Below are 20,787 nucleotides of genomic sequence, written 5' to 3'. Positions count from 1 at the left end.
ATTAACTTTTCATGATAAAAATCCCACTCAGTTTTTGAGTGGGATTTTTGTTGCAACAACTTTAAATTCTGTTGCAGTTTTGTTGCAATTTTGTTGTTGCTTGTTGCAACAGGGTGTTTAATTTTCTGTAATAGTTTTTAAAAGTGCTGTGTTTATTGGTGTTGCAGCGTTGTAAGCGTGCTGCAACAATAATTTGCTTTTGTTGCAACAAAACTGCAACAAACTAACGTCTCGGCTATGGTTAGTACGGGAATTAAAATTACTGAATTTCCGATTAAGCACTTAGCCAAAACTTTTTATTTTGTTTTAATTTTTTTGTTCTAAAGCCAAATCAAAAGATTTGGCGGACTTTATAAAATACACTAAACTTTGGATTAGGCACTAAAACCCGTATTAATTATAGCCATTGTTGTGTGTAGTTTATTTATATTTAATTGGCTTGATTAATTGTGTAATTATATCTTGATGTAAATCGATTCTAATTATGTGAGAACCTGTAACATCAACATTTTCTTCGAGTTTTTTTGTTCTTGATGATATTCTATCATAAATGAGCTCTTTAGTAGAACTTCCGTCTAATAAATTAAAATTCCCTAGTCGTTCAATCATTTTTTCAACATCATACTCTGTTGATTCTTTAAACCAAATATCCTCTTTTCCAAAATTATTTGATAAACCTCGGTAATTTAGTGTTGATAATATCCCTCTTACACCATTAATTTGAGGGTTATGTTTTACTAAATGAGAAACAGAATCAATAAACCATAAACCAGCACCTGCAAATTGGTTCTTTTTAAATTCATTTATTTCATTATATGCTCTTTCGATTAGTGAAGGGAAAACTATACTTGAAATACCAGTGTTTAATAAAGGACTCGCATCTTCAGAATAAATATTTTTGACATTTATTTGTTTTAATCTTCCTAATTGTTTTTCTTTTTCAATGATTTTTTTGTATTCAGGTTTTAAGTTTTCTCCTTCGGAATCAGTAATCATAATTATGAAAAAATCAGTTAAATTAAATTCGTAGAAGGATTCAATAATATCACAAATTGCTTTTCCTGAGATAGCAGTATCTATAAAAATAAATTTTTCATCTTTTATATTATTCTTTTTGTAATGTTTGTCAATTTTTAAATCTGTTGTATTAATTGTTAATCTATTTCCAATTAAGTCAACTAAATTATTATAGAAATGAGTGTAAGGGGTTGATTTTTTTCTAATAGAGTCAGCTAGGATTTTTGACCAAAACTTTCTAACTGATTTAGAATCTGTATTTATATCTGCTTGCCCCCAATCTGATGTGTATGGTAATAACCATAGGTCAAAGTGAAGATTGAAATTCATTCGTTCAACAGGGGAGTCTGTTAGAAAATATAAAGAAGTTAAAGCTCCATTAAAAAAAGGGTAAGCGCCTCTGCTAGGTATTATTAATCTTTTGTAATCTTCATCTTTTAATTCTAAAAGAGTCTCACAAACCTGAATACAAGCATTGGAATATGAGAGTACATTATCAGCAGTAATTAACTCTTTCAGATGTTCATTCATTTTTGAGTAGGAATTTGTATAATTACACACAACGTCTCTTGTATGGTGCGTTTGCATCCCGTAGGGTGCATATGCATTATACAAATTGTTATGTGCTTTTTTATTTATCTTTTGGTTCTGGCATATCGTCATATGGGTACTCATATCCATAATCGTCTTCCCATTCTTTTTTGACGATATCTCCGTATATCACTTGTCGAACTTCATAGTCTTTAGTATCCATAGTTCCAACAAATATCCGCTTATGCTCAGGAACAGCTTCATAAGCTATTTTTAATTCCTCCTTTAATTTAACATTAGGGTTATTTTTGTATTCTTTGAAAATTCTTGCGCATTTGTTAATGCTATTTTCTTTACCATTTAGTTCATTTAATTTATCTGTCAGTTCGTTTAATTTGAAATTTATATCAACTCCGCTTCCAGATTTAATTTTAAAAGAACCTAAATTTAGGATTGTAACAGTTTCTCCAATTTTTAAGTCAGTAACTAAAATCTTCTCATTTATTAAGTTTTTCACATCCGAAAAATCAATAACTTTCTTAGTTGGTAAATTAGTTAATTCTACACGTCCACTTTCATAAATTGAGAGTTCTGTTAGATAGGTTTTATTATCGTTGATTCTATAAAAGAAATGAAACTTTTCTCCGTTGACTTTATTTGGAAGTATTGAATCAAGATTATCATAATGATAAGGTTTTGGCGAAGGATCAAAGTGTTTAGCAACTTCTACTTTTCCTATTTTTTTTGAATTATTTCCATTGTAATTATGAAGATTTTCCAAAGTAGGATTTAATCTTTTAATTAAGGACGAAATAAACTCATATAGAGATTCTTTTGTATGATCCCATTCTCCTTGCTCAATATACCAATGACCTAAATTAAAAATTGAAATTGCTTCTCCGTTTGGAATTTTGGTTACAATCCATCCTTGGTTAATTTTATTTCTTAGTATTGATAAGTCTACCATTTCCCAACAAGAAATCAAACCATCACTATAAACTTGTAGATCAGTAAAATGGTATTGCATATTGTGGATTATTCCAGGAATAGAGAATCCTTCAAAAGTTTCAGTCCTTGTTATAGTTGTCAGGTCTGAAGTCTTATCAACGTTCTTTTTTTTAAATATTTTATCAAATAATTTCATTCTTCTCTAAATGCCTTTCCATATTGTACATAACAACAATATATAGTTACTAAGGTAACTATATATCTCATATAAGACGGGTATAGTTACCATGGTGATCATATATCGCTTATATCGTTGTAGTTTTTTAATGTATTATAATTTGTTTATGCTTGATAATATTCTTTTTATCAGGTGTTTTTAGGCGGAATAAAAGGAACTTTTATTCTTGTTAAACAAAAATAAAAAGTAGTGTGTCCATAATAAAGAGAACGCTAAAAAACCATAAAATAAGTAAGGTAAAACCATACTTATAGTACAAATCTGATCTAATAATAAAGTTCTTTATAAAAAAAGTTTATAAGAGTTTGTTATTAGAGTATAAATGTAAGAAATATTGGTGTGAAAGAAGTCTTGATATATAAAAAAACTATAGTTTTTAAAACTTAAAATAGAATAGTAAATTTGTCATATAATTTTTTGCTCTAGAACATTTATTATAGTCTTAAACTTGGTGAAAGAAGTATTTAGGTTCACTTATATTTCACTTTTAATTCTATGGTGTGTTTAATGGTTTGTTTATTAGGTGTTTATTTTGTTTTGTAGAATTCCTTTTGAGCAAAGTATAAAAAGTTAATATAATAGTTTAAATTTGAGTTATATGAGTTCAGAGCTATTTAATCAAATATCAAAGATAATTTCTATTACAGAAAAGGAGTTAGCTGTATTAAAAGATACTTTAAATAAGAAAACACTTAAAATTTCTGAAATATTACATTTAAAAGGAAGTGTTTGTAATTTTGAAGCGTATGTTCAAAAGGGAGTACTACGAAGTTTCTATACCATTGAAAACGGAACAGAACGTATTATTCAATTTTTTGAAGAAGGGCAATGGGTGGGGGATTTAGAAAGTTTTTTATCTTCTAATCCATCTAAATTTACGATTCAAGCTTTAGAAAATTGTGAGTTGATTCTTTTTTCAAAAGAAACGATTAACACTTTATCTACTCAAATTTCTAATTGGGGGAAGCTTAGAGAATTTTTTTATAAAAAAATTCTCATTCAAAAAGATAAACACACCCAAGCTTTATTAACTAATACACCTGAGCAATGGTATACCGATTTGCTGAAAAATAGCCCTAAATTATTAAATAGAATTCCTCAGTATTACATAGCGCAATATATTGGTGTTCAGCCAGAGAGTTTAAGTCGTATTCGAAGAAGAATAGCTGAAATTAGCTTTTCTTAACCGAGGTCAATGAATTTCTAAGCGTATTTTTTTTTCTTTGTTTCATTAATTATTTAATCAGTAAAGAAATATGAAAAAAAAGAATTTTTTTAGACTAATAGAACGTATTTCTCCTAGAGTAACAGCAAAAATAGCATTTCATTTTATATCAAATCCAAGAGCTAAGAAATTTAGGTCTTTTGAAAAATCTATTATTGAGCAATCAAAAAAGAGTAGTATATCGTTCAAGAAGTTTGATATTGCGATGTACGAATGGGGAAAAGGAGAAAAAACAGCATTACTTGTTCATGGATGGGAAGGAAGAGCTTCTAATTTTGGTGCCATAATTCCGGTTTTAGTTAAAAAAGGATATAGAGTCATTAGTTTTGATGCTCCAAGTCATGGAAATAGTACTAAAAGGAAAACAGATTTTTTTGACATTCCTGAATTAATAGAGGTTCTTTTAAAGAGAGAAACCTATAATCTTGTTATAACACATTCAATAGGAAGTGTGTTGGCTTTAATGGCGATGAGTTCTTTGAAATATAAAGGAAATACATTGATACAATGCACAACTCCAGATAAGTTTATAGATTATATTCAAGAAACAATAAGGTATTTCGGGTTGACATATAAAACAAAAAATGCTTTTATTAAATTAATAAGAAAGACGACCAACTATGAACCTTTAGATATGGAGGCAAGTCTTTTTGTGAAAAATATTTCATTTGATAATGCTTTTTTTATTCATGATAAAAAAGATAGAGTTGTTAAGATCGAAAATTCAAAGCAAGTTTGTAATCAGATGAAAAATGCAGCGTTTATTGAGATAGAAAAAACCGGTCATTTTAAAATGCTTTGGTCTGATAAGCTTTTAGCTATTATAGAAGAAAAAGTTTAGAAGATGTTTTTTGTATACTTTTGTAAAACTAGAAGATAGAATTCTAGTAGCTTTATAAATAAGGAAAGAGAATCTCTTATTATATTCATTGTTTTTTACTAAATAAGAAGATGGTGTCAAGTTTATAAGCAGGTTGAAAATGTAATATAACAACCTCTACTATTTATTGCTCATGGGGTAAATTGAGATAGAAGTATTGTTAATAAGATTCCTTTTGAACAGTAAATAAAAGGATGATTACATAAAAAAAGCGAAGTTTTTAAACTTCGCTTTTTTTATTATGTTAAGAAGGAAATGAATTATTTTTTCTTAAAGGTAGTAATACTCGTTCTTGCTCCGTCAGGAGTTATCTCTGTTAATATGAAATTATAAGTACTATTGTCTTTAAGTATTATTTTAGATGACTCGGTATCTCCATCTCCTGTAGTTGTATAATTATTATTACCTTTATTAGTCCATGTTCCTGTAAAAGATTCTTCTTCAAGGCAGGTATTGTCTGGCTCATCAAAATAATAAGTAGCAGTAAATGTACCACCTTCAATAATTGTGATTGTTGTTTGTTTTTCACAATCACTAACTTCTGTTCCATCTAAAGAAAATAATGACCAAGTACCAATAAAAGGATCTAAATTATCATTGTTGTTAGAACAAGAGAGTAAGCTTAAAATGGTGATAGATAAAATAAGTAGTTTTTTCATTTTTTTTAATTTAGTGCGCGAAAGTATAATTAATTATCGAGTTTTTCATCCTCTTCAATTAATTCTTTTTCGAATTTATCCCATGATTTTTTGGCTCTAATTTTTTTATAAAAACGAATACCTATCATTAGTAAAACTCCAAAAAGAATAATACCTACAACTCCCCAAATCCAATTAATTGCATTTTTTAAAACAACTAGAAATACTACAGCAAATAAAATTACCGTAGGCGCTTCATTAAATATTCTAAGTTTTGTAGGAGAGTACTTAATCTCATCACGTTGCAATTCTTTGTATATTCTATGACAAAATCCATGGTAAAAATATAGTGCTAAAACAAAAGCTAATTTTACATGCATCCAAGGCATTTCTAAATAAATAGGGTTTTTATAAAGTAGCCAAAAAGCAAAAAAACTAGCTGAAAATAATGAAGGCCAAGTAATAATATACCATAAGCGTTTCGACATTAATTTATATTGAGTTTGTAAAATTGATTTAGCTGGTTCGTCTTTTGATTCTGCCTCTACGTGATAAATAAATAACCTACCTATGTAAAACAAACCAGCAAACCAAGTAACTACAAAAATAATATGTAATGCTTTTATGTATAAAAAATCCATAATTGATTTATTTTAAAATTCGTTAATCCATCCAGCTAAAACATCTACCCATTCTTCATCATCATTAATACAAGGTACTGTGTAAAACTCTTCTCCTCCAGCTTCTAAAAATTCATGTTTTCCTTCCATAGCTATTTCTTCTAAGGTTTCTAAACAATCAGAAACAAAAGCAGGAGTAACGATAGCTAATTTTTTAACTCCATCTTTTTCAGCTTTGTTTACAATAGTTCTGTCTGTGTAAGGTTGTAACCAAGGATCAACTCCTAAACGAGACTGAAAAGAGGTAGAAACGTTATTTTCATCTAAACCTAATTCAGAAATTACATTTTTTGTGGTTTGAAGACATTGGTGGCGGTAACAAAACTCATGTGCCTTTGAAGGAGTATTACAGCAGCTTCCGTCTATTTTACAATGACTTTTTGTAATATCCGATTTACCAATGTGTCGCTCTGGAACTCCATGGTATGAAAATAGTACATGATCATAATCTTTATCAGCTAAATAATCTTTAATACTGTTTGATAAAGCTTTAATATATTCAGGTTTCTTGTAAAACGCAGGAACATCTGTAATTTTCATTTCAGGAAAAAAAGCTGCACGTATTTCTTCTGCTAAAACGACAATGGTCTCAGTAGTTGCCATTGCAAACTGAGGATATAAAGGAATTAACATAACTTCAGTAACTCCTTTATCATGCAATTCTTGCAGTCCTTTCTTTATGGTCATTGTACCATAGCGCATTGCTAATGCAACAGGAAGTGCTGTTTTTTGTTGAACCTTATTTTGTAAGCGTTCAGATAAAACAATTAAAGGAGAACCTTCTTTCCACCAAATTTTTTTATAAGCTGCGGCAGATTTTTTAGGGCGTGTATTTAATATGATTCCTTTAACTAAAAATGAACGAAACCAATAAGGAACATCAATTACACGTTCATCCATTAAAAATTCACCTAAGTATTTTTTTACATCTTTTGGATCTGTACTTTCTGGAGATCCTAAGTTTACTAATAAAGCTCCTTTCATTCTTTTGTTTATGTATCTATTACTAATAAGATAAAGTGATTTTATCTTAAAATTATTCTACAATGTTTGTAGTGTTATTTTTTATTTAATTGATTTGTTGTTTCATATAAAGCAATACTTAAACTATGTATTACATTCATTGACGAGTTACGGCCATACATAGGTATAGCAACGGTGGCGTCTACTAGGTTTATGTTTTCAATTCCGTTTCTTTCACTCCCCAAAAGTAAAACTATTTTTTCTTTTGAAGTAAAATCAAAATCTTGAATTCTTATACTCTCATCAGCAATTTCAATACCTATAATAGTATTCCCTTCTTCTTTTAATTTATTGATTAGAAAATCGAAATCAGTATATATTTCATGTTCAATTTGAGTATCTGTATTTCGAGCAGTACGTTTTACGTTTCTATTCTCAATAGATGGAGAGCTTTCGTGTAAAAATATTTTTTCAACCCCAAAGCTTTCAGATATGCGAAAACACATTCCTATATTTTCAGGAGTTCTAATAGCATCACAAACAATAGTTATAGGAAATTTTTGTTGCTTGTTTTCGATATCGTAATGTGTAAGTTGTTTCATTTAATTATTTTGTAAACTCATTACATATTGTTTTGGTGTTGTGCCAAATTTCTTTTTAAAAGCAGCTATAAAGTGACTAGAAGTGCTGTAGCCAACTTGTAAACCAACTTCATTTACATTAAATTGATTGCTTTCTAAAAGTTTACGAGAATGCTCCATCTTGTAATCAAAAAGAAAACTATAAACAGTGTCACCGTATATTTGTTTAAATACCTCTTTTAGCTTTTTTAAATTTAAACCAACTTCATTCGCTAATTCTTGCAGGGTTGGAGGTTCACTCATTTTAGAGATAATAATATCTTTAGCTTGCCTAATCTTTAAAACTTCACGATCATCAACTAAAAACGGACAGTATTCATTTTCTGTATTTTCACCAGTATCGAAATGAAGACTTAAAAGTTCATACGTTTTTCCTTTAATATAAAGGTCTTTCATACTACTATGATTTTTTGCAGTTAAAATTTGCTGAAGAACCATTAATGCATTGGACTTAATTTCGGTATTGTCGTAATATTTTTTGTTTTTATTGTCTTCGCTTAAAAAAGGGATGTAGCTGGCTTCTTTTGAAAACAACGAATGAAATTTTTCAATTGATATTATAATCGAAACCAAAGATGTTTTAGGTAGGATTTCTAAATTTATTGGTAAGTTTTGTTGAGGGTTGTATAAGAAGATAGAATGTTTATCTAATACATTAAAAGTATAGCTGTTATTGTTAAAATGAAATTTACAATTACCTTTTATACAGTAATGTAACTGTATATAAGAGTTGTCAATATCTCTTTTATATAGTTCTGTTTCATTCGAGTTATTTTGGAATTTTAATACAAAAAAACCTTTTTCTAATACTATTTCTCTAAATGAACTTTCTGCGATGTTTTTTGACATAATTGAAAATGTATTTAAAAATAATTTATTTAGAACGAGTCTAAATTGAAGCGTCTCTAATAGTTGATTTCATTGCAAAAATACACTTTATCTGCGTTTTAGAGATGTTTTTATGCTAAAAAACTGATAGCGACATTAAAAGTTCTTTCAGCGACATTTTTATTTATTTAATCTTTATATTTTTGAACCACCTTATTGAATAAGACTGAATGACAGCAGATATACATAATAAGAATTTATATAACATAGGTGTTAGTTACAAAAAAGCTGACGCAACTATTAGGGGGAAGTTTAGTATTTCTAAAGAAAACCAAGTTGAACTTTTAAAAGAAGCGAAACTGAAAGGTATGGACGGTATTTTTGTATTGTCTACCTGTAATAGAACAGAAATTACTGGATTTGCAGAACATCCTTTTCAGTTAATTAGTATGTTATGTAAGTATTCTAACGGAGCAGTAGAGGAGTTTGCAGAAGTATCTAACGTTTATAAAAATAAAGAAGCTATAAACCATTTGTTTAGAATGGGAACTGGTTTAGATAGTCAAATACTAGGAGATTACGAAATTGTTGGTCAATTGCGTCAAGCATTTAAATTAGCAAAAGAAGTAGGCACTACAAATGCATATTTTGAACGTTTATTAAACCACGTAATGCAAGCTAGTAAACGTGTTAAGAATGAAACAAAGCTTAGTTCAGGAACAACATCAGTTTCTTACGCAGCAGTTCAATACATTATAAAGAATCTACCAAGTTATAATACGAAAAACATTTTAGTTTTCGGATTAGGAAAGATGGGGAAGCATACTTGTAAAAATTTAGCAGAGTATACTCAAAACAAATCTGTAAGTTTAATTAATAGAACTGAGAAAAAAGCAGAGGAGTTTGTTAAAGAACACCCTTCTATAAAAAATACTAAGTTCGAAAATTTAAATAAAGAAATAGCGAACACAGATGTATTAATTGTTTCAACAGGAGCATCGGAAGCTACAATTACAAGAGATCATATTTTAACAAATAATGAGTTGTTAATTTTAGATTTATCAATGCCTGCAAATGTTTCAAAAGAAGTAGCAGATTTAAAAAATGTTACTTTGATAAATGTAGATGAATTATCAAAAATAACAGATGAAACGTTAGCAATTCGTCAACAAGAAATACCAACAGCTGAATCAATTATAGATACTTATAAAATTGAATTTAACGAGTGGTTAAATCATAGAAAATTTACTCCAGCTATTACAGCATTAAAAGAATCGTTAAAAACAATACAACAAGGCGAAATAGCTTTTCATAAGAAAAAAATAAAAGATTTTGATGAATCTCAAGCAGAAGTAATCACATCAAGATTCATCCAGAAAATAACCACCCAATTTGTAAAACACTTAAAAGCTGAAGAAACTTCTGTTAGCAATAGTATAGAAGTAATGGCAAAAGTGTTTGGAGCAAATTTAGAAACTATCCATGCAGAAGACAATTAGAATAGGTACACGTGATAGCCAACTGGCTATGTGGCAAGCAAACAAAGTTCGCAAACAATTAGAAGAGTTAGAGTATGAATGTGAAATCGTTCCAATTAAATCTACAGGAGATCTTGTTTTAGACAAACCTTTATATGAATTAGGAATCACAGGAATTTTTACTAAAAATTTAGATATTGCTATGTTAAATGGTGATATTGATATTGCAGTACACTCTTTAAAAGATGTTCCTACTGTTTTACCAGAAGGAATTATTCAAGTAGCAGTCTTAAAGCGAGCAAATTACAATGATATCTTAGTACTAAAAGATAACGAAGAATTTTTCGGGCAACCAAATGGTGTTATAGCAACTGGAAGTTTACGTAGAAAAGCACAATGGTTAAATCGTTATCCAACACACGAGGTTGTTGGTTTGAGAGGAAACGTAAATACAAGATTAGAAAAGTTAGAAAATAACGATTGGGATGGAGCTGTATTTGCAGCTGCAGGATTAGAAAGATTAGGTAAACGACCAGAAGGAGCAATTAATCTTTCTTGGATGATACCTGCACCAGCTCAAGGTGCTATTATGATTACAGTCTTAAAAGAAGATGATTTCTCTATAGATGCATGTGAACAATTAAACCACTATGAAACACAAGTTTGTGTAGGTATAGAACGTGAGTTTCTAAACCTATTAGAAGGTGGATGTACGGCTCCAATAGGTGCTTTAGCATATATTGATGCTAAAACTGAAGAGATAAACTTTAAAGGTTTATTATTGAGTAAAGATGGTAAGAAAAAAATATCAGTAACAAAAAATGCAAAAGTAGGACGTCATCGTTTTTTAGCTAAAGATTGTGCTGATTATGTAATAAATAGAGGAGGAAAAGAATTAATGTTAGATGATGTAGAAGAAGAAAAAGAATTTTCTATTTATTCTACTAAGAAATTATCTGAACTTCAAAAGAAATTATTACCAAAATCTGTAGGTATAGAAGATAGTGATTTTATTAAAATTCGTTTTAATAGAATTGCCCCTAAGGTAATTAAGAATGAAATTGAGAATGTAATCATAACAAGTAAAAATGGAGTAGAAGCAATAGCAAACTCTTTTACAGCAGATGAATTAAAATTCAAAAATATTTATTGTGTTGGTCGTAGAACCAAGAAATTAATAGAGCAAAGAATAGGTGCGGTAGTAAAATCTGAAAGAAACGCAGAGAAATTATCAAAGTATCTTTCTAAAGAAATAAAAGGAAAAGAAGTAACTTATTTCTGTAGTGATTTACGCTTAGATACCTTACCAGATACTTTAAAAGTAAATGATATTACAGTAAATGAAGTAGAAGCATACAAAACCTTATATAGTCCTGCTAAAGTAGCTGATACTGTAAATGGAGTATTGTTTTATAGCCCATCGACTGTAGAAAGCTATATGCAAGAAAATACTTCAGATAAAATAGCGTTTTGTATAGGTGAGAGTACAGCAAAAGAAGCAAGAAAACACTTTACCAATGTACAAGTAGCTAATTTACCAACGGTAGAAAGTGTTATTGAATTGGTGAATTTACACTTTGTAAAAGAATAAGGTTATTCTTGATAAAGTGAATGTGATATGTTAAACAAAATTGCCAAGTCACTTTTTTCATAAATAACTACATATAAATAAGATTGTCATCTCGAGCGCAGTCGAGAGATTTTAATAAAAATGATCTCGACTGCGCTCGATTATACAAAAAAAAGTAATGTTTAGAACAAGAAGACTTAGAAAAACAGATGGAATTCGCAGGTTAGTAAGAGAAACTAAACTATCTGTAGACGATTTTGTATACCCTTTATTTATTGAAGAAGGAGAAAATATAAAAACAGAAATTTCTTCAATGCCTGGGATTTTTAGATACTCTTTGGATTTAATTTCAGAAGAATTAGAAGAATTAGTTTCTTTAAATATTCCGGCTGTAATGTTGTTTGGTGTTCCTTTAAAAAAAGATGATATTGGAACAGAGACTTGGAATGATAATGGAATTATGCAACAAGCAATTCGATTTATCAAAAAAAATTACCCAAGTTTATATGTAATCACAGATGTTTGTTTTTGTGAATATACTTCACATGGCCATTGTGGTGTAATTCACGATAAAGATGTAGATAACGATGCAACAATTGTAAACCTAGCAAAACAAGCAGTCTCTCATGCAAAAGCAGGGGTAGATATGTTGGCTCCTTCAGGTATGATGGACGGAATCGTAGCAATGCTAAGGGAATCTTTAGATAATACAGGTTTTTCTAATTTACCAATAATGGCGTATTCAGTTAAATATGCATCAGCATTTTATGGACCTTTTAGAGAGGCGGTAGATTCTTCTCCAAGTTTTGGAGATAGAAGAACGTATCAAATGGATGCTGCTAATAGAAATGAAGCAATAAGGAGAGCTACTTTTGATGATCAGGAGGGAGCTGATATTTTAATTGTAAAACCAGGATTATCTTATTTAGATATTATTAGAGATTTAAAAAATAATTTTGATAGACCAATTGCATGTTATAATGTAAGTGGTGAATATTCAATGGTGAAAGCAGCCGCTGAGAAAGGTTGGATTGATGGTGAAAAAGTAATGATGGAAAGCTTATTATCTATGAAAAGAGCAGGAGCAGATATTATTATTACTTATTTTGCAAAAGAAGCTGCGAGAGTTTTAAATAGGTAAAAGATGAAGCAATCTATTGTGCATATCGCTTTGGTTGTTAATGATTATGATGAAGCAATTCAATTTTATACAAAAAAATTAAATTTTGAATTGATTGAAGATACGTATCAACCAGTTGAAAATAAACGATGGGTCGTTGTTGCCCCTCCAAATTCAAAGGGAACAACAATATTATTAGCAAAAGCATCTAAAGAAGAACAGAAAAAGTTTGTAGGAAATCAAACAGGAGGGAGAGTTTTTTTGTTTTTAAGTACGGATGATTTTTGGAGAGATTATAATCAAATGGTTTCTAAAGGAGTTGAATTTGTAAGGATTCCTAAAGAAGCAGACTATGGTACTGTTGCGGTATTTAAAGATTTATATGGTAACCTTTGGGACTTGTTAGAGTTAAATAAAAATACTTAGGTTACTAAAAGTAATTAGTTAATAAAAAATATAACTGAAAATTAAGTTATGAAATTTAAAAAATCACAAGAATTATATACTAAAGGATTAGTAAATTTAGTAGGAGCAGTAAATTCTCCTGTAAGAGCATTTTCTTCGGTAGGAGGAAATCCTTTATTTATAAAAAAAGCAAAAGGAACTAAAATTACCGATGTAGATAATAATACCTATATAGATCTAGTATTGTCTTACGGACCAATGATTTTAGGTCATCGTCATAAAAAAGTACAAAAAGCAATTACAAAAGCGTTAAAAAATGGATATTCATTTGGAGCTTCAACTAAAAATGAGATTAAGTTAGCGAAAATTGTTTGTGATGCTTTTCCAGGAATGGATAAAGTTCGTTTTGTAAACTCAGGTACAGAAGCTGTATTAAGCGGAATCCGTTTGGCAAGAGCATTTACAGGGAAAGATAAAATTATAAAATTTGCAGGTTGTTATCATGGGCATCAAGATGCTTTGTTAGTAGCAGCAGGTTCAGGTTTAGCTACATTAAGTTTACCAGGCTCTAAAGGAGTGCCAGAAGGAGCAGTAAAAAATACCTTAATTGCAAATTATAATGATTTAGAAAGTGTAAAAGCACATTTTGAAGAACATGATGATATTGCAGGGGTTATTTTAGAGCCAGTTGCAGGAAACATGGGAGTTGTAACACCTAAAGATAATTTCTTAAAAGAATTAAAAACATATTTAGAGTCTAAAGGAGCTTTGTTAATTGTTGATGAAGTAATGACAGGTTTTCGTTCTAAATTTGGTGGAGCACAAGAGTTATTTGACGTAGAAGCTGATATTACTTGTTTAGGAAAAGTAATAGGAGGTGGTTTTCCAGTAGGAGCATACGGAGCACGTAATGAAATAATGGAAGAAGTAGCACCGTTAGGAGGAATGTATCAAGCAGGAACGTTAAGTGGTAACCCAGTTGCAATGGCAGGAGGAATAGCTACTTTAACAGAGCTTAAGAAGCAAAATCCGTATGAGAAATTTAATGAGATTGCTCAAATTATTGAAGTATTCTTATTAGAATCAGCTAAAAAGAATGGAGTAGAAATTACGGTGAATAGATTTGGATCTATGATTAACCCATTTTTTACAAATGTAACAGTAACTAACTTTGAAGAGGCTCAGACTTCAGATACTAAAAAATTTGCTACATTTTTTTGGGCAATGATGAATAATGGTGTATTCTTACCACCATCACAATTTGAGGCATGGTTTTTATCATCAGCTTTAACAGAAAAAGACCTTAAAAAAATAACAAAGGCCATTGATAAAGCAATGGAGGCTGTTGCAAAAATGTAATAGAAATATGAAATTAGTAGTAACTATTTTATTTAGTATAATGTTAACCTCTTGCCCTAACAAAAATCAAAGAGGTTTACAAGAAGAAAGTTTATTTGTTTCTTTATATAAAGGAAAAATGAATGGTTCAGAGAATATTAAAGAAACTAATAAAGTTATTACTTCTGATAATGAATGGCAGTATTTTTTATCAACATTAAATATCGATAAGAACAATATTCCTGTTGTTGATTTTTCTAAAAGTACATTAATCGTACTAATAGATAAAGTAAGAAACACAGGAGGATTTGATATTGGTGTTGAAAAAATTAGCATTCAAGAGCGTAAATTAATAATTAATGTAAAGCATGCTGGGCCAAAACCTACAGATATGGTTACAATGGCAATAGAGCAACCTTTTCAAGTAATAAAGATTAATAAAACAAATAAAGAAATAATCTTCGTAACCAAATAAGATGATAAAAAACGATTTATTTTTAAGAGCATTAAAAGGAGAAACTGTTGATCGTCCACCAGTATGGATGATGCGTCAAGCAGGAAGATATTTACCAGAATTTCAAGAAATAAAAAAGAAATATGATTTCTTTACACGTTGTCAAACACCAGAACTAGCTTCAGAAATTACTGTGCAGCCTATTAGAAGGTATGGTATGGATGCTGCTATTTTATTTTCTGATATTTTAGTAATTCCACAAGCGATGAATATTGAGGTGCAAATGAAACCAGATTTTGGACCTTATTTACCAAACCCAATTAGAGATCAAAAAGGATTAGATACTGTAATTGTACCTGATGTTAATGAATCTTTAGGTTATGTAATGGAGGCTATAAAAGCAACCAAAGAAAAATTAAATGATGAAGTTCCTTTAATAGGTTTTGCAGGGTCTCCATGGACAATATTATGTTATGTTGTACAAGGTCAGGGGTCTAAAAATTTCGATAAGGCAAAAGAATTTTGTTTTACAAAACCAGTTTTGGCACACCAATTGCTTAGTAAGATAACAGAGACCACAATTGCTTATTTAAAAGCAAAAGTAAAAGCAGGTGTAAATGCTGTTCAGATTTTCGATTCTTGGGGAGGAATGTTATCTCCAACTGACTATCATGAATTTTCATGGCAATATATTAATCAAATAATAGAAGCATTAAAAGATGATGCGCCAGTTATAGCTTTCGGAAAAGGATGTTGGTTTGCCTTAGACAAAATGGCTAAATCAAATGCATCAGCTTTAGGAGTAGATTGGACATGTTCAGCTAGAAATGCGCGTTATTTATCAGGTGGAAATATTACATTGCAAGGTAATTTTGACCCTTCTAGATTACTGTCTCCACCAGCTGATATTAAGAGAATGGTACACCAAATGATAAATGAGTTTGGTAAAGATAAATATATTGTTAACTTAGGGCATGGAATTTTACCTAATATTCCGCTCGAAAATGCAAAGGCATTTGTAGACGCGGTAAAAGAGTATAAAGTCTAATTTAATCCCTTTAAATTACTAAAAATGAATAAATTATTACTTTTATTAACCCTATTGTTTGTAACACAAACTTTCTCACAAAAGAAAATATATTATAAAGATATAGTAGATGATTGTATAACCACATCTAGCACAGATGCGGCAATGCTAGACGATGTTGTGTATAATTGCATAAAAGATAAGTATATTTCTAATTATGATTTTACATCAATAAACGGAGAAGCTATTAGTACAAAAGATATCAAAGTGCCTATTGTTTTACTAACGGCTGCTACCTGGTGTGCTCCTTGTTGGGGAGAAATACCAGCATTGAATAAAATGGTAGAGAAGTATGATGGTAAAGTGAAATTCATAATGCTTTTTTGGGATATGGAAAAAGGTGTTAAGAGAATGGCAGAAAAGCTAGATAAAAGAATATTTTTAGTGCCATCTAAAGAAAAACTAAAGAATAAATCTTCAATAAGAATTTCTGGATTCATTCATAAATTAGATTATCCTTCAGCTTATTTAATAACAGATAACAAAAAAATATTAGATTTTAAAAGAGGTGCTTTAACTCCTACAAAAACTAGATCTAAAGATGAAGCTAATCAAATTAACGAAAAAGAACTAGACGATTTTATTAAACGTGTAGTTAAATAGATTTTTATAAAAAATATAAAAAACCTCTTTCTTATCGGAAAGAGGTTTTTTACTTTAGACAAAAAATAAATATGATTAAAAATATAATAAAAGGTGTAAAGGCTTATTTCGGAGCATTTCAATTAATATCGAAGTTAAAATTATGGAAGTACTTTATTATACCAATAACTATTAGTGTTTTAACATCAACCCTAATAATAATTCTAGCCTATAGTTTGTCTGATAATGTTGGACATTATGTTTCTAGTTTTTGGAAATGGGAATTTGGAAAGAGTGCATTTGAAATGGTTAGCACTTTTTTTAGCGGATTATTAATAGTTGTTATTGGTTTGGTTTTATACAAACATATTGTAATGGCTTTATCAGCTCCTTTTATGAGCCCAGTATCAGAAAAAATTGAAGCACATTTAAGAGAAGGAAATCATGAGCATAGAAAAACTTCTTTTAACGAACAACTAATAAGAGGTATAAGAATAAATGTAAGAAATCTTTTGAGAGAACTTTTTTTAACAATTCCAATCTTACTAATTGGTATAATACCAGTTATAGGTATACTATCAACAGTATTATTATTTCTTATGCAAGCATATTATGCTGGTTTTGGAAATATGGATTATACTTTAGAACGACATTTTAAATACAAAGAAAGTATTCAATTTGTAAAGAACAATAAAGGATTAGCAATAGGTAATGGTATTGTATTTATGTTGTTTTTATTAATACCAATTATTGGAGTAATTTTAGTTTTACCATTGTCAGTAACTGCAGCAACTACAGAAACTATTAAGAATATTAAAAGAAAAGAATTATTAGAATAAGTATTTTTGCTTACCAAGAATTAAATAAATGAAAGATCAGTTTTACGCATATATTCAAAAATTACAAGATAGTATAACCTCTAAACTTGAAGAAGTTGATGGTGTTGCAAAGTTTAAAGAAGATAACTGGAAACGTACAGAAGGCGGCGGAGGAAGAACACGTGTAATTGAAAATGGTAATATATTTGAAAAAGGAGGCGTTAATATTTCTAAGGTATTTGGTGAGTTACCAGAAGCTTTACGTAAACAGTTTGGGGTAGATAGTGGTGATTTTTTTGCTTGTGGATTAAGTTTAGTATTACACCCAAAAAATCCGTTTGTACCTACAGTACATGCTAATTGGCGTTATTTTGAAATGTATGATGGTGATGGGAATATTGTAACACAATGGTTTGGTGGAGGTCAAGATTTAACACCATATTATTTATTTAATGAAGATGCAACTCATTTTCATTCAGTTTGTAAAGATGCTTGTGATAAGCATAGTGCTGAGTTTTACCCGAAATTTAAAGAAACATGTGATAATTATTTTTGGAATACTCATCGTAATGAAGCTCGTGGAATTGGAGGTTTATTTTTTGATTATTTAAAAGAAACGGATGAATTTTCTATGCAAGACAGGTATGATTTTGTAACCGAGGTAGGAAACAGTTTTTTAAATTCATATGTACCAATTGTCGCTAAAAGAAAAGATATAGTATACACTAAACAGCATAAAGATTGGCAAGAGGTTAGAAGAGGTCGTTATGTAGAGTTTAATTTGGTTCATGATAGAGGTACTTTATTTGGTTTAAAAACAAACGGTCGTATTGAAAGTATTTTAATGAGTTTGCCTCCAGTTGTTCAATGGAAATATAATCATCATCCAGAAAAAGGAAGTGAAGAAGCAAAATTACTTGAAGTTTTAGCAACTCCTAAAAATTGGATAGAATAGGGTTTATTATTAAATAGTATGTACTGAAAATCAGTAAAGTTGTTTTTAGTGCGAAATATTTAAAATAAAATTGATTTATCAAGTTTTAGTTTAATAAAACCTTAATTATGAGCTGTTTTTTGTGAATTATTCAAATAAAAACAAAATACAATATTTTTTTAGTGATTAAAAGTTAAAAAAAATGCTAGGTTTTTAGTAACTTCGCAAACGTTTAAAAATTTACATTATGGCTAGATACGAATTGAAGTTACCTAAAATGGGAGAAAGTGTTGCAGAAGCAACTATTACATCTTGGGTTAAAGAAATTGGAGAAACTATTGATATTGATGAAACAGTTGTTGAGGTTGCAACTGATAAAGTAGATAGTGAAGTGCCTAGTGAAGTTGAAGGAACTTTAGTTGAAATATTATTTGAAAAAGATACTGTTATTCAAGTAGGACAAACTATAGCTATTATAGAAACAGAAGGAGGAACAGAAACAACAAACGATAATTCGGTAGCTAATGTAGAAGTAAAAGAGGCAATTGTAGCGGTTGAAAAATCGATAGAAGTTGCTAAAGAAATTACTTCAGAAGCAATTGATACTTCATCTAGTGATCGTTTTTATTCACCTTTAGTAAAAAATATAGCAAAAACTGAAGGAATTTCTCTTGAAGAATTAGAAAAAATAAAAGGAACAGGTAAAGAAGGAAGAGTAACTAAAGCAGATATGCTTTCTTATATAAAAAATAGAGGAAGTCAACCACAAACTATTGTTACTCCTGCAAAAGTAGAAAAGCCGAAAGCCAAAGCTCAAGCAGCACCAGTTACATTAAGTGGACAAGACGAGATTATTGAAATGAGTCGTATGGGTAAATTAGTTGCCAAACATATGGTTGACTCTGTACAAACCTCAGCTCACGTTCAGTCGTTTATTGAAATAGATGTTACAAACATTGTTACTTGGAGAAATAAAGTAAAGAATGCTTACCAAAAGAGAGAAGGAGAAAAGTTAACATTTACTCCAATCTTTATGCAAGCAGTTGCACAAACAATAAAAAAACACCCGATGATTAATATTGCTGTTGATGGTGATAAAATCATTAAGAGAGGAAATGTTAATTTAGGTATGGCAGCAGCTTTACCTGATGGGAATTTAATTGTACCAGTAATTAAAAATGCTGATCAGTTAAGTTTAGTTGGAATGACTAAGCAAGTAAATGATTTAGCAGGACGTTCACGTGCTAATAAACTAAAGCCAGACGATATTCAAGGAGGTACTTATACCGTAACAAATGTAGGTAGTTTTGGAAGTATTACAGGAACACCAATTATAAACCAACCACAAGTAGCTATTTTAGCTTTAGGAGCTATTGTAAAGAAGCCTGCGGTAATTGAAACACCAGAGGGTGACTTTATAGGTATTCGCCAAAGAATGATTGTAGCACACTCTTATGATCATAGAGTTGTTAATGGTGCTTTAGGAGGAATGTTTATAAAAACACTAAAAGAAATATTAGAATCTTGGGATGTAAATCAAGATTTTTAAATATAAATTATATTTTACTAAAAAGGCTTAAGAAATTTCTTAAGCCTTTTTTTATTTTCCATATATTCGTTTAAAGTGAATTAAAAATTTAATTATGAGAATTAAAAATTTGTTAGTGTTTTTATTGCTAGCGGTAACAATGGTATGTATTGGTCAAGAAAAGGTATTACTTCGTTTAAACTATGAGAAAGGCGATGTTTATGAAACGAGTATAGAAATAACTAATGAAAAAGGAGAAGATAAAAAAAATGTATCCACAAAGATAGTAATGCAATACGAGGTTAAAGATGTTTCCGAGAAAGAATATGAAAGTGCTGTGAGAATTAAGCGAATAATGATGAATATTTCTAAAGGAGATACGATTATGTTTTTTGATTCTAGTAAAAGTAGTACTAGGTTAGATAAAAAAGATGAAATTATAAAAGCTCAAATAGATTCAGTATTAAAAATGAATGCTATTACTACCATAAAATCTGATAAATTAGGAAAAGTAAAAGAGACTAAGACTGTACCTAATGTACCTGGATTTCCTGATTTTACTAAGGTGTTAAATGATATTATATATCCAGTGAATGAAGTTTCGGTAGGAGATAATTGGTCTGTTATCAAGGGAGACGAGGTAGTTAAATATAATTTTGTTTATAAAGTAGTGTCTATTACTTCAAGAAGAGTAATATTAGAGGTTTCTGGTAAGGTAGGAGGCGAAGTAACAGGAAATATAGAGGGGACTGTAAATATTAATAAAAAATCAGGTGTTTTATTAAAGTCTAATATTGATACGGTGATAGAAAACACAAAAAGTAGCATAAAGATAAGTACCAAGAAAAAGTAAAAGATGTTTAAGTATAGAAAAGTATAAGTTA

At 29.7% G+C, this 20,787-nt stretch carries 21 protein-coding genes; 14 read left to right on the top strand and 7 right to left on the bottom strand.

Features of this window, described 5'->3' with window-relative positions; genetic code table 11:
• Nucleotides 1-420: 420 nt before the first annotated feature.
• Together H518_RS0112480 and H518_RS0112475 are read right to left on the bottom strand one after the other, a co-directional pair.
• Nucleotides 421-1,548: a hypothetical protein gene (locus H518_RS0112480; RefSeq protein WP_028889373.1), complete on the bottom strand. Its 1,128-nt coding sequence runs from the start codon at nucleotides 1,546-1,548 to the stop codon at nucleotides 421-423.
• Nucleotides 1,549-1,648: 100 nt separating this feature from the next.
• Nucleotides 1,649-2,692: a DUF7638 domain-containing protein gene (locus H518_RS0112475; RefSeq protein WP_028889372.1), complete on the bottom strand. Its 1,044-nt coding sequence runs from the start codon at nucleotides 2,690-2,692 to the stop codon at nucleotides 1,649-1,651.
• Between the two features lie 640 nt (nucleotides 2,693-3,332).
• Here H518_RS0112475 and H518_RS0112470 point away from each other — a divergent pair.
• A complete protein-coding gene (locus H518_RS0112470) occupies nucleotides 3,333-3,920 on the top strand; it encodes a Crp/Fnr family transcriptional regulator (RefSeq protein ID WP_028889371.1) in 588 nt (195 codons plus the stop codon).
• A 70-nt stretch (nucleotides 3,921-3,990) separates the two neighbouring features.
• Nucleotides 3,991-4,800, top strand: coding sequence for an alpha/beta fold hydrolase (locus H518_RS0112465; protein ID WP_028889370.1), 810 nt, complete (start codon nucleotides 3,991-3,993; stop codon nucleotides 4,798-4,800).
• 299 nt (nucleotides 4,801-5,099) lie between these two features.
• On the opposite strand, the gene H518_RS0112460 is transcribed toward H518_RS0112465, so the two are convergent.
• The 5 genes from H518_RS0112460 to H518_RS0112440 form a co-directional block, all read right to left on the bottom strand.
• On the bottom strand, nucleotides 5,100-5,498 hold the full coding sequence (locus tag H518_RS0112460; RefSeq protein WP_028889369.1) for a lipocalin-like domain-containing protein: 399 nt from the start codon (nucleotides 5,496-5,498) through the stop codon (nucleotides 5,100-5,102).
• Between the two features lie 29 nt (nucleotides 5,499-5,527).
• Nucleotides 5,528-6,118 (bottom strand): CopD family protein, encoded by a 591-nt coding sequence (locus H518_RS0112455; protein ID WP_028889368.1) that lies wholly within the window; start codon nucleotides 6,116-6,118, stop codon nucleotides 5,528-5,530.
• Nucleotides 6,119-6,130: 12 nt separating this feature from the next.
• On the bottom strand, nucleotides 6,131-7,141 hold the full coding sequence (gene hemH / locus H518_RS0112450) for a ferrochelatase (protein ID WP_028889367.1): 1,011 nt from the start codon (nucleotides 7,139-7,141) through the stop codon (nucleotides 6,131-6,133).
• A gap of 74 nt (nucleotides 7,142-7,215) precedes the next feature.
• The gene (locus H518_RS0112445) at nucleotides 7,216-7,722 is read right to left on the bottom strand and encodes a TrmH family RNA methyltransferase (RefSeq protein WP_028889366.1); all 507 of its coding nucleotides are present in this window, start codon (nucleotides 7,720-7,722) and stop codon (nucleotides 7,216-7,218) included.
• Nucleotides 7,723-8,610 carry a helix-turn-helix transcriptional regulator gene (locus H518_RS0112440; protein ID WP_028889365.1) on the bottom strand — a complete coding sequence of 296 codons (888 nt, stop codon included), beginning with the start codon at nucleotides 8,608-8,610 and terminating at the stop codon, nucleotides 7,723-7,725.
• A gap of 209 nt (nucleotides 8,611-8,819) precedes the next feature.
• Between H518_RS0112440 and hemA the strand changes: the two genes are divergently transcribed.
• The 12 genes from hemA to H518_RS0112380 all read left to right on the top strand — a co-directional run bounded on the left by hemA (nucleotide 8,820) and on the right by H518_RS0112380 (nucleotide 20,756).
• The gene (hemA, locus tag H518_RS0112435) at nucleotides 8,820-10,088 is read left to right on the top strand and encodes a glutamyl-tRNA reductase (RefSeq protein ID WP_028889364.1); all 1,269 of its coding nucleotides are present in this window, start codon (nucleotides 8,820-8,822) and stop codon (nucleotides 10,086-10,088) included.
• Nucleotides 10,072-11,658 carry a hydroxymethylbilane synthase gene (gene hemC, locus H518_RS0112430; RefSeq protein ID WP_028889363.1) on the top strand — a complete coding sequence of 529 codons (1,587 nt, stop codon included), beginning with the start codon at nucleotides 10,072-10,074 and terminating at the stop codon, nucleotides 11,656-11,658. The genes hemA and hemC overlap by 17 nt, the downstream gene beginning before the upstream one ends.
• Before the next feature lie 157 nt (nucleotides 11,659-11,815).
• The gene (gene hemB / locus H518_RS0112425; protein WP_028889362.1) at nucleotides 11,816-12,778 is read left to right on the top strand and encodes a porphobilinogen synthase; all 963 of its coding nucleotides are present in this window, start codon (nucleotides 11,816-11,818) and stop codon (nucleotides 12,776-12,778) included.
• 3 nt (nucleotides 12,779-12,781) lie between these two features.
• Nucleotides 12,782-13,183: a VOC family protein gene (locus tag H518_RS0112420; protein ID WP_028889361.1), complete on the top strand. Its 402-nt coding sequence runs from the start codon at nucleotides 12,782-12,784 to the stop codon at nucleotides 13,181-13,183.
• A gap of 48 nt (nucleotides 13,184-13,231) precedes the next feature.
• On the top strand, nucleotides 13,232-14,521 hold the full coding sequence (hemL, locus tag H518_RS0112415) for a glutamate-1-semialdehyde 2,1-aminomutase (RefSeq protein WP_028889360.1): 1,290 nt from the start codon (nucleotides 13,232-13,234) through the stop codon (nucleotides 14,519-14,521).
• A 7-nt stretch (nucleotides 14,522-14,528) separates the two neighbouring features.
• On the top strand, nucleotides 14,529-14,975 hold the full coding sequence (locus tag H518_RS0112410) for a protease complex subunit PrcB family protein (RefSeq protein WP_028889359.1): 447 nt from the start codon (nucleotides 14,529-14,531) through the stop codon (nucleotides 14,973-14,975).
• Nucleotide 14,976: 1 nt separating this feature from the next.
• Nucleotides 14,977-16,002 (top strand): uroporphyrinogen decarboxylase, encoded by a 1,026-nt coding sequence (gene hemE / locus H518_RS0112405; protein WP_028889358.1) that lies wholly within the window; start codon nucleotides 14,977-14,979, stop codon nucleotides 16,000-16,002.
• A 24-nt stretch (nucleotides 16,003-16,026) separates the two neighbouring features.
• Complete coding sequence (locus H518_RS0112400) at nucleotides 16,027-16,644, top strand: TlpA family protein disulfide reductase (RefSeq protein WP_028889357.1); 618 nt, start codon at nucleotides 16,027-16,029, stop codon at nucleotides 16,642-16,644.
• 71 nt (nucleotides 16,645-16,715) lie between these two features.
• The gene (locus H518_RS0112395; RefSeq protein WP_028889356.1) at nucleotides 16,716-17,462 is read left to right on the top strand and encodes an EI24 domain-containing protein; all 747 of its coding nucleotides are present in this window, start codon (nucleotides 16,716-16,718) and stop codon (nucleotides 17,460-17,462) included.
• A 28-nt stretch (nucleotides 17,463-17,490) separates the two neighbouring features.
• Nucleotides 17,491-18,396 carry an oxygen-dependent coproporphyrinogen oxidase gene (gene hemF, locus H518_RS0112390; RefSeq protein WP_028889355.1) on the top strand — a complete coding sequence of 302 codons (906 nt, stop codon included), beginning with the start codon at nucleotides 17,491-17,493 and terminating at the stop codon, nucleotides 18,394-18,396.
• A gap of 226 nt (nucleotides 18,397-18,622) precedes the next feature.
• Entirely contained in the window at nucleotides 18,623-19,924 is a 1,302-nt protein-coding gene (locus H518_RS0112385; RefSeq protein WP_028889354.1) for a dihydrolipoamide acetyltransferase family protein, read from the top strand.
• A gap of 94 nt (nucleotides 19,925-20,018) precedes the next feature.
• Nucleotides 20,019-20,756, top strand: coding sequence for a hypothetical protein (locus tag H518_RS0112380; RefSeq protein ID WP_155995218.1), 738 nt, complete (start codon nucleotides 20,019-20,021; stop codon nucleotides 20,754-20,756).
• The last annotated feature ends 31 nt before the right edge of the window (nucleotides 20,757-20,787 follow it).

It is taken from the genome of Tenacibaculum ovolyticum DSM 18103 (assembly GCF_000430545.1).
GTDB lineage: Bacteria > Bacteroidota > Bacteroidia > Flavobacteriales > Flavobacteriaceae > Polaribacter > Polaribacter ovolyticus.
Note: the sequence above shows the minus strand (reverse complement) of the source record. Positions and strands in the feature narration are given on the sequence as shown.

Bases quoted from the DNA above. Each gene is read 5' to 3' on its own strand.
- H518_RS0112480 (WP_028889373.1), bottom strand. From the start codon at position 1,548: ATGAATGAACATCTGAAAGAGTTAATTACTGCTGATAATGTACTCTCA.
- H518_RS0112475 (WP_028889372.1), bottom strand. From the start codon at position 2,692: ATGAAATTATTTGATAAAATATTTAAAAAAAAGAACGTTGATAAGACT.
- H518_RS0112470 (WP_028889371.1), top strand. From the start codon at position 3,333: ATGAGTTCAGAGCTATTTAATCAAATATCAAAGATAATTTCTATTACA.
- H518_RS0112465 (WP_028889370.1), top strand. From the start codon at position 3,991: ATGAAAAAAAAGAATTTTTTTAGACTAATAGAACGTATTTCTCCTAGA.
- H518_RS0112460 (WP_028889369.1), bottom strand. From the start codon at position 5,498: ATGAAAAAACTACTTATTTTATCTATCACCATTTTAAGCTTACTCTCT.
- H518_RS0112455 (WP_028889368.1), bottom strand. From the start codon at position 6,118: ATGGATTTTTTATACATAAAAGCATTACATATTATTTTTGTAGTTACT.
- hemH (WP_028889367.1), bottom strand. From the start codon at position 7,141: ATGAAAGGAGCTTTATTAGTAAACTTAGGATCTCCAGAAAGTACAGAT.
- H518_RS0112445 (WP_028889366.1), bottom strand. From the start codon at position 7,722: ATGAAACAACTTACACATTACGATATCGAAAACAAGCAACAAAAATTT.
- H518_RS0112440 (WP_028889365.1), bottom strand. From the start codon at position 8,610: ATGTCAAAAAACATCGCAGAAAGTTCATTTAGAGAAATAGTATTAGAA.
- hemA (WP_028889364.1), top strand. From the start codon at position 8,820: ATGACAGCAGATATACATAATAAGAATTTATATAACATAGGTGTTAGT.
- hemC (WP_028889363.1), top strand. From the start codon at position 10,072: ATGCAGAAGACAATTAGAATAGGTACACGTGATAGCCAACTGGCTATG.
- hemB (WP_028889362.1), top strand. From the start codon at position 11,816: ATGTTTAGAACAAGAAGACTTAGAAAAACAGATGGAATTCGCAGGTTA.
- H518_RS0112420 (WP_028889361.1), top strand. From the start codon at position 12,782: ATGAAGCAATCTATTGTGCATATCGCTTTGGTTGTTAATGATTATGAT.
- hemL (WP_028889360.1), top strand. From the start codon at position 13,232: ATGAAATTTAAAAAATCACAAGAATTATATACTAAAGGATTAGTAAAT.
- H518_RS0112410 (WP_028889359.1), top strand. From the start codon at position 14,529: ATGAAATTAGTAGTAACTATTTTATTTAGTATAATGTTAACCTCTTGC.
- hemE (WP_028889358.1), top strand. From the start codon at position 14,977: ATGATAAAAAACGATTTATTTTTAAGAGCATTAAAAGGAGAAACTGTT.
- H518_RS0112400 (WP_028889357.1), top strand. From the start codon at position 16,027: ATGAATAAATTATTACTTTTATTAACCCTATTGTTTGTAACACAAACT.
- H518_RS0112395 (WP_028889356.1), top strand. From the start codon at position 16,716: ATGATTAAAAATATAATAAAAGGTGTAAAGGCTTATTTCGGAGCATTT.
- hemF (WP_028889355.1), top strand. From the start codon at position 17,491: ATGAAAGATCAGTTTTACGCATATATTCAAAAATTACAAGATAGTATA.
- H518_RS0112385 (WP_028889354.1), top strand. From the start codon at position 18,623: ATGGCTAGATACGAATTGAAGTTACCTAAAATGGGAGAAAGTGTTGCA.
- H518_RS0112380 (WP_155995218.1), top strand. From the start codon at position 20,019: ATGAGAATTAAAAATTTGTTAGTGTTTTTATTGCTAGCGGTAACAATG.